A 10,936-nucleotide genomic window follows, 5' to 3' on the forward strand; every position below is an offset into this window, starting at 1 on the left:
TTTTCAGGATTAATAACAAAAGAACGTTATTTGAACATTTCAGCGGCTATTCTGACGTCAGATCCCCGCAGGGTTTTCCTGCCTGCATGGTCCGACATCTTCTTTGCTTCCTTTGCAAGAAACGTGCCGTAGTCCTCCATCAGTTCGGCAAGGGCTTCCGTGGCATCGGCACTGACACGTTCGGCACCGGCCTTCTTGATGATCCGTTCAACTGCAGCCTGGGATAATTCTGTCATAAAACATTGATTCCTCCCATAGCATTTGGCGTCGGATATCTAAAGATATTGTATTTACAGCGAGGGAAAGACCCGGATAATATCCGACTGAGTGATGATGCCGACCGGCTTTTTGTCTTCAATAACAATCAACCGCCCGATCTCCCGCTCCTTGAACCGCCGGATCACTTCAAACAATTTTGTGTCTGAAGGCGCTTCGATGACATCCGCGGTCATGCATTCCGAGACTTTCGTTGAGAGCGATCGTTCCTTTTCTATTGCTTTTGCAATATCGCTCATCGTAATGATGCCGGATAGTTTCCCATTGTCAACCACCGGGGCGCCGTGGATATGATCGCGGTTGAAGAGCGTAAGCGCATCCCGGAGCGTATCGGTACTCTTCAGGGTCTTCAAGGGGCTTGTCATATAGTGCCTGATCGATTTCTTGGGGAGGGAGATCATTTCAGATGTGGCAATGAGGAGGGCCTGCTTCGACTCGTCCTTGCCGAATACCTCACCGCGGATCAGCAGCTTGTTGACCGGAGTCGGGCCGATTGTCACCTGATCGCCGATCTCGAAAAGTTTTGCACTGCCGACCAGTTTGATCAGTGCATGGCAGACATCCGGATGGCAGAGCGTGGTGAAATCGATCTCCTGGACATTTGCTCCCCGGACCTCCTCACCGTTCCGGCTGATCTTCACATCATAATCGCCACCCGACACGTCCAAGTTGAGCTCCTTGTAGGCTAGCCCCGTGGGGATGTAACCGCCTTTTGGGCCGGGCACCCCGTCCACGAGCCCGATCGCCTTCAAGGCCTGCATCTGGTTGCGCACGGTCCCCGGGTTCCTCTGGATCATGTCGGCAATATCTTCTCCCTTGATGGAGTGCGACTGCCGGTGGTAGAGAGTAATTAACGTGATGAGGATATCCTTCTGGATCAGGGACAAGTCCATAACGATAAACCGTATGACGTTCCTTAAATATATAGGTAGGCGATTTGTGGAATTTGAGAAGATGCCAACGGTGCCAACTGCGGACGAGATCCTTGACCGGAGTTTCCGCCGTGCGGCAAAGAAGATGAAGGAGAAGACCAACAAGGAGCGGGCGAACGAGGAGTTCGTCCGGGCAGTGGGTGCCGCGGTCCACGACCGGTTGGTCTACATCATCCGCGGGTTCCCGGAGTTCGACAAGATTCCGCCGTTTTACCGCGAGATGGCCGACATCCTCTTCGGCATCGAGAAGATCAAGCAGTCGCTGGGCGCAGTGGGCTGGGCAGCGAAGCATACGAAGATGGTCGGCAACCAGATTGCAATGCAGTCCCGCAGGGCCGAGGATACCCTCGTCCTCAGGAAGCGGGCGGTGGCCCGGCTCGCGTCCATGGTCCACCAGATCGACAAGGACCTCATCTTCTTAAATGAGGTGCGCAATGTCCTGCGGCATCTCCCCAACGTGGAGGACGCGTTCACCATTGTCATTGCAGGCTACCCGAATGTGGGAAAGTCGTCTTTCATCCGGCGGGTCTCCTCTGCCGACCCGGAAGTGGCCTCGTACCCGTTCACCACGAAAAACATTATCGTGGGACACCGTGAGATGGGGCGCGAACGGATCCAGTTCGTCGACACGCCCGGCATCCTCGACCGTCCCGCTGAAGAGAGGAACCAGATCGAGAGACAGGCACTCTCCGCAATCATGAATGTCGCGGATGTCATCCTTTTCATCGCCGACTCTTCGGAGCACTGCGGGTACCCGATGGGCGTGCAGCTGAGCCTGCTTGAGGAAGTGAAAGGGATGGTATCGGTCCCTGTCGTCGTAGTGGCCAACAAGTCGGACCTCGTTGCCGCTGAAGGCTATACCATGATGTCGACCGCTGACGGGACGGGAGTCGATGAGGTGCTCATGGAGCTCCTCACTCATAAGCCGGCACCTGAGGAGAGGAAGAAGGCTGTTGATATCCGGTCTTCCCTCCCCCGCGAAGCCGAAGAGACGGCCAATGTTGAGTACGATTTGGAAGGGGAAGTCGTGCGGAAACCGAGGTCCAAACGGGCCAGAAAACCCCGGACAAAACTGGCAGGTTCCTGAGGGGATCAAACATTATTACCGGAGATGACAGGGCGCAGAGGAAGTGAGTGAAAACCTCAATACCCCTTGCGATTAACCCCGCCGCCCCCGAAGGGGCACCTCCGCGGCGGATCCGTGAAAAAATTCCCTGCCCCGCCGTGCCTCGGAGAGGCCCAGAGGCGGGGAACCCTCATACGTGTTACAAAAAAGTTTTAGCTGCTGTTGACAGCAACCCATCCGAATTCGATTTGATGATGGGTAATATTTTTTTAGACCATCATCGACAGTCCCCACCCGACAAGGAACCCGAGGATCGTCCCGCCGCAGAGGGGTGGCAGTCCCGCCTGGGGTTTCCCGGACATCACGAAGTGGAGCAGCACGGCAAGCCCGCCAAGCGAACCGATGATGGCGCCGATTGCCGGGAGGTTAATCATTCCGGCAAGCTTCCAGCCTTTGACAAAGACGTTTGCCGAGACGACAAGGATCGCGGGCATGATCATATCGCCCATCCCGATAATGAAAGCCGCCCGCTCTCCCCCGTCAGCCAGTTTCCCGATCCCTTCCTTAATAAATGAATAGTTCCTGCGCTTGGGGATGACAAAGAGAATCGGTGTCTTCTGGTCGATTACGCCTTCTGCGAGCGTGATCATGTGTTTGGTTTTATAAACGGAGATCGCATCGTAGACCGCCAGCAGGACGAGAAGGATCAGGACCGGGACGACTTCAAGGGAGACACCGAAGATCGAGGCAACCCCCGCCCCGATCAGGATCCCGAGCCCGTCGATGACATACCATTCAGGGTATTTGTATAAGAGGACCGTGGCGAGAACGGAAAGGACGAGCACGACCACCGTTGCAAGGTCGGTCGCGCCCATTGAGGCATAGACCAGCGCCACAAAGATGTACACAAAGGTCAGGAAGATTGAGATCCCGATCACCGCGGTAATCACTTTTTTCAGGTCATACTTTATCAGCACCAGCAGCAGCGCAGTGAAGACAAGCAGGATTGCGATGAAAATAACAGGGTTGGCGATGGAGCTGGGGTCCTCGAACGCGACAACACCTGAGGCCTGCACGGGAAGCGAAATGAGGAGCGCTCCGATCTCCACTGCGAGGAGCAGGAGCGGCATTGCAAGGAGGGGAATAAGGTTCTTGGTATCCATGGGGTATCTCCGGTGTTCCTGATGTTAGTTAGATTAATTAGTGTGCTCTCATCATCTAAAAGCATGGAGATTCGCGAGTACTTACCCGACATCCTGCTGACTGCCGTCATGGTTGTATCCACGCTCGTCCTTATCCTCCGGTTCTGGCAGGACCTGACGATTGCGGTTGCCGCTGCCCTGATGATGCTCTCGATCGGTGGCCTCTTTCTGTCGCTTGAAGTCAAGATGCGCCGCCTCGAACAGAGCGTGATCACCCGCGAGCGGATGTTGCGCTCCAACCTCGAGGAGATATCCACCCGTATGGTGAACAAATACGACATGGCAATCAGTCATCTCGACGAACTCGTGGCTGAACTGTCCAAGCGTGCCTACAAATAACGTGCGGCACATACCGGATAACCGGACGTGACCATCGATGGGTGTCGCACTACGGGATATCATTGCTGAATATAAGACGCCGGTCACCTGGGAGGCGCTACCGGGCATTGCGGCGATCGACGCGAACAACGCCCTGTATCAGTTCCTCACCATCATCCGGCAACCGGACGGGACGCCCCTCATGGACCGGCGGGGACGGGTCACCTCCCATCTCTCCGGCATCCTCTTCCGGATCTCGAACTTCATGGAGAAGGGGATCAAGCCAGTCTTTGTCTTCGACGGGAAACCAACCCCCCTCAAGCAGGCCACCATTGACGAGCGCCGTAAGGTCCGGGACACTGCCGGGGAGAAGTGGAAGGAGGCGCTCGAACGGGGTGACGAAGCGGAAGCCTTCAAGCAGGCACGCTCCTCGACCCGGGTCGATACCACGATCATCGCCACCTCCAAGGAACTGCTGGGACTGATGGGGATCCCGGTCGTGCAGGCGCCAGGAGAGGGCGAAGCGCAGGCATCGTACATGGTGGAAAAAGGGGATGCCCGTTACGTGGTCTCGCAGGATTATGATACGCTCCTTTTCGGTGCCCCGACTCTTGTCAGGAACCTGACGGTATCCGGCAAGCGCAAGATCCGGGGCCGGCAGGTCATCGTGAGCCCCGAGCGGATCATCCTGGCGGACACCCTTGCCGGGCTCCACCTCACCCGCGAACAGCTGATCGAGATTGGTATTCTTGTGGGAACCGACTTCAACCCGGGGGTTGAGGGGGTGGGCGCGAAGACGGGTTTAAAGATCGTGCAGAAAGGCGAGTTTGCCCAGAAGCTCAACGAAAAACAGCCGGACTTCGATCCGGCACCGGTGATGGACATGTTCCTCCACCCCCCGGTGACAGATGACTATTCGCTCGCAGCGGGGCATCCCGATGCTGAAGGAATCCGAAAGATGCTCTGCGACGGGTATGATTTTTCATCGGAACGTGTGGACAAGGCAATGGCAGGATTCACGGTGAAGGCAGGGCAGAAAACGCTCGAGAGCTGGTTCTGAACCGGAAAGGGGACATCCCTCTCCCAACACCTATTCAGTGGGTCTCCCGTTGACCCCCCCAAAAGCGTATCCCGCCACTTTTCAGCACTTCGTTTCGCAGTCAAAGGCCAATATACCGTCGCTTCCCGCCTTCGCTGCGCACTGCTCCACGCATGCCTTGCAGCTGGCAAACTTCGGATCGGTGACCAGCGAGCAGCTCCCGTCGCTGCCGGATGTGCACTGCGCATACTGCCGGCACTTGTCTCCCATCTGGTACAGCATGGTGCAGGCCTCGGGCGCATGTGTCCCGCACGCAAGGTCAAGGCCGTGACAACTCGTAAACCCGCACGTTGTACCGACCGGGTTTCCCGTGGAAACCGGTGACGTCACCGGGGGGACGTTCGTATTACTTCCATATGAGGAGGTGGTGCAGCCGGCAACAAGCAGGGTGACGGCAAGGACCGCTATGCAGGCCGAAAAGAGGAGGACGGGATATTTCATGGCTGCCACATCTGTATGTACGAGCTTCATCCCGGCACTATTTATGGATTTATTTGACGGCGAAAATTTTCGCCGTTTTACGATACATGAAGGTATCCCTGAGGCCCGGGATATTGCCATCGAGAAGGCGTGCAACTGCCCCTCCGGCCGCCTTGTCATTCACGAATGGAAGACCGAAAAGGCAATCGAGACGGCGCTGGAGAAGTCGATCATAGACATAGAATACCCGCCGCGGGGCGAACATGGGCCGCTCTGGGTCCTAGGCAGGATCACGGTCGAGTCCGCTAACGGGAAGCAGTACACGGTCAGGAAGCGGCTGACCCTTGCCGGTGTGGGAAATCCGAGAACAAGCCGTTCTGCAACGGCAGCCATGTTGAACGGAAGGCGTGAAGTTCTCTTTTTAGACCCCTATACTCAGTGAAACGCAAGGTACAGGAAATAAACCCCTATAATGACGATCATCACGCCAATGATCTTGTCGAAGACCTCCCCGCTCACCCGGGCCCGGTCCTTGATCTTCTTCCCGAGTGCCCCGCCCAGGGAACTGATCACGATCAGGGGTATGGAAAGCCCCACGGCATAGACCAGGATCGTGAAGAGCCCCTGAAGCGCAGTCTGGTACAGGGTGATGTAGGTCAGGACGATGATGAGCATCGGTGCTCCTCTGCCCACTGTGATGGCGCCAAAAGAGAGCCCGAGCAGGAAGGCGCCGGTCACCGTGTAGGACGTAGGTACCCGGAAGAAGTCGAAGATGCTCCGGATCGGTGGTTTGTAGAGCTGGAGGAGCTGCAGCCCCATAAGAATCAGGATAATTCCGCCGATCGCCCATGCGATCGCGCTGTTGAGGAAGAGCAGGTATTTCCCGATAAAGCCCGCGATCAGGCCGAGCGGCAGGAGCACGAGGACCGTCCCGAGACAGAACGAGAGGGTCAGTTTGAGGATGTTCGCAGGGGAGAGTTGGGTCTTCCCGCTCGTCAGGTACCCGATCAGGCCGAGGCAGAGGACGCTGTTGCAGGGACAGATACCGGCAATCAGGCCGAAGACGAAGATGCCGAGCACGGAGGGGTCGAACGCTGCCATATCATTACCCCCTCTTGAGGGGTGAAGGGAAAAAAGTTTGCAGCAGTATCCGCGGTTCGTCTGGATCTCCTGCCTGTATCATTGTTTTTATATAACAGGCTTATTGATCATTCCTGTATTGAAAGGAGGTTGAGATATGCCAATGTTAAAAGACGGAAAACTGGAACTGTTGTCGGATAAGAACAGCGCCCTCGTGCTCGTGGACTTCCAGCCCGCGATGTTTGCCGGGGTCGCCTCGGGAGACAAGACGATCATCCGGAACGCAGCCTATTGCGCTGCGAAGGCGGCAAGCATCCTGAACGTGCCGGTCGTGCTCTCGGCAATCGGGCCACAGCGCAACGGCGATTTCATTGCGGATGTCACAAAACTGTTCCCTGACCAGGAAGTGTTTGCCCGGGCGGTACCGAGTTTTGACGCCTTTGAAGACGAAAAGACATGGAATGCTGTTAAGAAGACGGGCCGGAAGAAGCTGGTCGTTTCAGGGTTGTGGACGAGCATGTGCTTTGCCTATACTGCCCTGCATGGGCTGAAAGAAGGGTACGAGGTGTACGGGCTGATGGATGCAGCTGGGGATTCGACACCGGACGCCCACAAGTACGGCATTGAACGAATGCTGCAGGCCGGTGTTGTTCCCATTACGGTGGAATCGCTCGTTTCGGAATGGATGCATGACTGGGGCAACCCGAAGTCGATGGAGCTCATCAAGGAAGTGTATTCCCGGTACGGCTACATGATCGGGCTTCAGTAAATCCGGAATAATGACGGAGCGGGTGAGAAACGTCATACATCACGGGGATTCCCGAATGATATCTCCGGCAAACCTGATAATCCCGGACAACATGATTCCTGAGCAGTGATAGTATGGAGATCATACCGGGAATCCACCAGGTGGACGGGGTCAATGGCAATTGTTACATCCTCGTCCGCGACGGCCTGACCGTAATTGACACCGGCATTCCGGGCAGCGGGAAGAAGATCCTTGCCTACATCCGGGAGAAACTGCACCGCGATCCGCGGGAGATCAGGACCATCATCCTCACCCATTTTCACATGGACCATACCGGGGGCGTTGCTGCCCTGAAGAAAGCCGCAACCGGCGCAAAGATTGCAATCGGTGAGGCGGATGCAGGGTACATATCCGGGAAGACCCCCCTCCCGGTGTATCCGGGGTTCCGCGGCGTACTATTGCGCATTGCCGGAAAACTCATGAAACCCGGCCACTTCCCGCCGGATATCCTGTTGAAGGACGGGGATCGGATCGACGGACTCCTCTGCATCCATATCCCCGGGCATACGCCCGGCAGCATCGGGCTGCTCGATGACAGCACGAAAACATTCTTTGCCGGTGACATCCTCCGCTATGACGGGACAGTCATAGCCGAGGGGCCGGCACCGTTCACGATGGATCCAATAGGCTCGCACCAGTCGATCCGGAAGATCTCCGGACTGGACTTCGACCTCCTCCTGCCGGGGCATGGTGTGCCGCTCCTGTACGGGGCGTCCGAAAAGGTACGGGAGTATACCTGGACCTTGGCACCGGCAGCCTGAAGTACGTTGTCACTTTTTGGACCGCGGGCACACCAGGGTTTCTCCTGCCAGACCTTCCATGGGCATGTATAAACCCCGGAAGCGAGCACCCTATACATACAGAAAATATTCTTTTCATCCCTCCCGATATATCACGAATCACACCGGTGAATCCATGCAGATAAAATCGTGCAAAAAGACGTACAACAATGAGACCCAGCGTGCAGTGCCCCTGCAGGAGACCCTTGCCCGGATCGAACCGAAAGTACCCGCAGCAGGGATAACGAGGGTTGCCGACATCACAAACCTTGACCGGATCGGCATTCCGGTCTTCTCCTGCATCCGGCCCACAGCAATGGACGGGGCGATCACGGTGTATAACGGCAAGGGGGCGACGATCGAGGAATCACGGATATCCGCCATCATGGAGGGCATCGAGCGATATTCGGCCGAGGTGCATGACCGCGATCTCAGGGTTGCTCTGTACCAGGAGCTAGAAGGCCGTGAGCCCGTTGTCAATCCCCAGGACCTGATCCTGCCGGAAGGTGCATTGACGGACCGGTTCATGTCCTGGTGCGAAGGCTACGATATTGTCAACAACAAGACGTTGTGGGTCCCGGCCTATGCAGTATTCCACCCGGTTCCCCCGAGACACCGGGGACTCTTCCGCACGAACACGAACGGCCTTGCCTCGGGAAATACCCTGGAAGAGGCGATCTTCCACGCTCTCTCCGAAGTGATCGAACGGGACGCATGGTCACTCGTGGAAACGACACGGGATACCGGCCCTGTAGTGGTGGGGATCGATGATCCAGTGATCCGGGACATGCAGAAGAAATTTGCCGATGCACAGGTCGAGGTCAAGGTAAGGGACATCACGAGCGACATCGGCATCCCGACGATTGCCGCAGTAGCGGACGACGTGCTCTTAAAAGATCCGAGCCTCCTCACGATCGGCATCGGTACGCATACCAGCGCACGGATCGCCGTGATGCGGGCACTCACCGAAGTGGCACAGAGCCGGCTCACCCAGATCCATGGTGCCCGCGAGGATACGACCCTTGCCGAGATGCGCAAGCGGATGGGATACGACCGGGCAAAGCGGATCAACAGGTACTGGTACCGGGACAACGGGACGGTGGATTACGCAGATATTCCCTCATCGGATACCGATGATTTCCAGAAGGATATCCAAAACATCATCGATGCACTGGGAAAGAAAGGACTGGACCGGGTCATTGTCGTGGACCTAACCCGGGAAGAGATCGGTATCCCGGTCGTGCGGGTGATCGTGCCGGGCCTCGAAGTATTCGCCATGGACCCTGAACGCCGTGGCGAGAGGGTGAAGCATGCAGAGGATCATCGTCTTTCTCGGGCCAAGCCTTGATCGTGATTCCGCGGAGCAGATCCTTTCCGCGGAGTACCACCCCCCGGCGAAGAGGGGCGACCTGCTCCGGGCGGTTGAAGACGGGGCCGCGATCATCGGCCTGATCGATGGCGTCTTCCACCAGGAATCTGCGGTGGCCCACCGGGAGATCCTCGCTGCCGTGAAAAAAGGCGTGAAGGTCGTCGGAGCATCGAGCATGGGGGCACTCCGGGCTGCCGAGATGGACACGCTGGGTATGACCGGTATCGGCGAGGTTTACAGGATGTACAAGAGCGGGGAACTGATCTCGGACGACGAGGTCGCACTCGTCTTCGATCCCGAAACCGGGCTCTCCCTCTCCGAACCGCTCATCAATATCCGGTTCACGCTCCGCGAAGCGGAACATCAGGGAATGATTACCCCACAGGATCACATGGCCCTGCTTTCTGCAGCACAATCCGTTTTCTACCCGCAGCGGACATACAGCCGGATCGTGTCGGCGGCGGGTGGTGCAATCTCATCTGAGACCCAGGAGCGGTTCCTCTCGTGGGTGAAGCTGCATTCCTGCGACCGGAAGCGGGAGGATGCGATTGCTGCGCTGGAGTATATCCGGGGGATTGCGAAAGCAATCCCGGGATCAAAAAAATAAACTGTATTCGGCAGTCGGCATCACTTGCGCTATGAGGGCTCCCCGCCTCATGGCCTCTCCGGGAAGGTAATCGCCGCATCAGCGAGGATTGGCTGGAGAAGAATCCGAAAGGAACTAAGTCCCACTTCACATTTCATACGTGAGATGTTTTTACTCATTGCCGACCGTGTAGACCTGGACGATAGTATTCTCATTCCCAACTTCCATCAGCCCACAACTTAAGAATATCAAAATCCCGCATCATGGTCGCCCTGCTCAGTGCCTGTGCCCGGCTCAGCATCCTCTCTTGAATAAAATCATATTCGCAGAGAATTATAGAATTCCGGAGCAATGTTGCCCGGATCGGATGGTGCCGGTATATGACACGTTCCTGTCGTCTGAAATACCATTTTATTCTCTGGAATGTGAGCCAGTCAAGTTTCATGGCGAGCGTTGCATGGAACCTGAACGCGTCGGCAGAATCCAGATCATAGTTCCGTAATGAGCAGTACGGGGAGAGTGCCTGGGAAAGCTGATACCGGAATTGTTTTAAGGTCTCATCTGGTGTAACCGTAACAAAGACAACCCTGGTATCGTCAAAAAATCCGTAACCCCCCACCTCATATTTTGGAAACTCCTTCTGGTTCGTACTTATTCTTGTGAAATCTTCGATGAGTTTTTTTTCATGGTGGGTCGAAAAAGGCCCGGCCAGCGTAATATGCGGGACAACCAGTTTTTCCCTGAGATTAAATTTCTCAGACAAATGGTTGCTTAATGTGCGAATCTGATGCTTCACTGAACCCATTAGGCGGATATCTATCAGATAATGAGTCATTTTTCACATCCTAGTACAAAAGCCAATCCGACAACCTCAATTTACTATTTCAGGTAATCTTTTGGAGTAAATGCAATACATTCTGTTGTGCATCTCCGGCACGAAATAATCTGGGTTGTTGACGTGAGGAAGTACGTCTCGGCTCTTCGCGTTCATCATATTCGGG

The 10,936-nt window shown here is 55.9% G+C and carries 14 protein-coding genes; 8 read left to right on the top strand and 6 right to left on the bottom strand.

From position 1 onward, the window contains the following. Positions 1-26: 26 nt before the first annotated feature. Both ABSG49_RS08245 and ABSG49_RS08250 read right to left on the bottom strand, forming a co-directional pair. Positions 27-236 carry a histone family protein gene (locus tag ABSG49_RS08245; protein WP_424025646.1) on the bottom strand — a complete coding sequence of 70 codons (210 nt, stop codon included), beginning with the start codon at positions 234-236 and terminating at the stop codon, positions 27-29. Positions 237-290: 54 nt separating this feature from the next. Next, positions 291-1,169: a CBS domain-containing protein gene (locus ABSG49_RS08250; RefSeq protein WP_424025647.1), complete on the bottom strand. Its 879-nt coding sequence runs from the start codon at positions 1,167-1,169 to the stop codon at positions 291-293. A gap of 46 nt (positions 1,170-1,215) precedes the next feature. Here ABSG49_RS08250 and ABSG49_RS08255 point away from each other — a divergent pair, with 46 nt between their 5' ends. Then, positions 1,216-2,295: an NOG1 family protein gene (locus ABSG49_RS08255; protein ID WP_424025648.1), complete on the top strand. Its 1,080-nt coding sequence runs from the start codon at positions 1,216-1,218 to the stop codon at positions 2,293-2,295. A 248-nt stretch (positions 2,296-2,543) separates the two neighbouring features. On the opposite strand, the gene ABSG49_RS08260 is transcribed toward ABSG49_RS08255, so the two are convergent. Then, positions 2,544-3,437, bottom strand: coding sequence for a presenilin family intramembrane aspartyl protease PSH (locus tag ABSG49_RS08260; protein WP_424025649.1), 894 nt, complete (start codon positions 3,435-3,437; stop codon positions 2,544-2,546). 63 nt (positions 3,438-3,500) lie between these two features. Here ABSG49_RS08260 and ABSG49_RS08265 point away from each other — a divergent pair, with 63 nt between their 5' ends. Both ABSG49_RS08265 and fen read left to right on the top strand, forming a co-directional pair. After that, a complete protein-coding gene (locus tag ABSG49_RS08265; protein WP_424025650.1) occupies positions 3,501-3,815 on the top strand; it encodes a hypothetical protein in 315 nt (104 codons plus the stop codon). A 37-nt stretch (positions 3,816-3,852) separates the two neighbouring features. Then, a complete protein-coding gene (gene fen, locus ABSG49_RS08270; protein ID WP_424025651.1) occupies positions 3,853-4,854 on the top strand; it encodes a flap endonuclease-1 in 1,002 nt (333 codons plus the stop codon). A gap of 81 nt (positions 4,855-4,935) precedes the next feature. Here the strand turns inward: fen and ABSG49_RS08275 are convergent, their stop codons facing one another. After that, positions 4,936-5,364 (bottom strand): hypothetical protein, encoded by a 429-nt coding sequence (locus tag ABSG49_RS08275; RefSeq protein ID WP_424025652.1) that lies wholly within the window; start codon positions 5,362-5,364, stop codon positions 4,936-4,938. Positions 5,365-5,377: 13 nt separating this feature from the next. Here ABSG49_RS08275 and ABSG49_RS08280 point away from each other — a divergent pair, with 13 nt between their 5' ends. Beyond that, positions 5,378-5,755: a hypothetical protein gene (locus ABSG49_RS08280; protein ID WP_424025653.1), complete on the top strand. Its 378-nt coding sequence runs from the start codon at positions 5,378-5,380 to the stop codon at positions 5,753-5,755. Here ABSG49_RS08280 and ABSG49_RS08285 read toward each other — a convergent pair. Further along, the gene (locus tag ABSG49_RS08285) at positions 5,749-6,414 is read right to left on the bottom strand and encodes a cytochrome c biogenesis CcdA family protein (protein WP_424025654.1); all 666 of its coding nucleotides are present in this window, start codon (positions 6,412-6,414) and stop codon (positions 5,749-5,751) included. The two genes, ABSG49_RS08280 and ABSG49_RS08285, sit on opposite strands and share 7 nt — an antisense overlap. Positions 6,415-6,550: 136 nt before the next feature. Between ABSG49_RS08285 and ABSG49_RS08290 the strand changes: the two genes are divergently transcribed. The 4 genes from ABSG49_RS08290 to ABSG49_RS08305 all read left to right on the top strand — a co-directional run bounded on the left by ABSG49_RS08290 (position 6,551) and on the right by ABSG49_RS08305 (position 9,956). Further along, complete coding sequence (locus ABSG49_RS08290) at positions 6,551-7,162, top strand: isochorismatase family protein (RefSeq protein ID WP_424025655.1); 612 nt, start codon at positions 6,551-6,553, stop codon at positions 7,160-7,162. Between the two features lie 113 nt (positions 7,163-7,275). Continuing rightward, positions 7,276-7,962 carry an MBL fold metallo-hydrolase gene (locus ABSG49_RS08295; RefSeq protein ID WP_424025656.1) on the top strand — a complete coding sequence of 229 codons (687 nt, stop codon included), beginning with the start codon at positions 7,276-7,278 and terminating at the stop codon, positions 7,960-7,962. A 154-nt stretch (positions 7,963-8,116) separates the two neighbouring features. After that, the gene (locus ABSG49_RS08300) at positions 8,117-9,328 is read left to right on the top strand and encodes a YcaO-related McrA-glycine thioamidation protein (protein WP_424025657.1); all 1,212 of its coding nucleotides are present in this window, start codon (positions 8,117-8,119) and stop codon (positions 9,326-9,328) included. Beyond that, complete coding sequence (locus ABSG49_RS08305; RefSeq protein ID WP_424025658.1) at positions 9,291-9,956, top strand: TfuA-related McrA-glycine thioamidation protein; 666 nt, start codon at positions 9,291-9,293, stop codon at positions 9,954-9,956. The genes ABSG49_RS08300 and ABSG49_RS08305 overlap by 38 nt, the downstream gene beginning before the upstream one ends. A gap of 190 nt (positions 9,957-10,146) precedes the next feature. Here the strand turns inward: ABSG49_RS08305 and ABSG49_RS08310 are convergent, their stop codons facing one another. Then, positions 10,147-10,770 (bottom strand): 2'-5' RNA ligase family protein, encoded by a 624-nt coding sequence (locus ABSG49_RS08310; protein WP_424025659.1) that lies wholly within the window; start codon positions 10,768-10,770, stop codon positions 10,147-10,149. Positions 10,771-10,936: the final 166 nt, after the last annotated feature.

This window comes from Methanoregula sp., assembly GCF_049510175.1.
Taxonomy (GTDB): Archaea; Halobacteriota; Methanomicrobia; order Methanomicrobiales; family Methanospirillaceae; genus Methanoregula.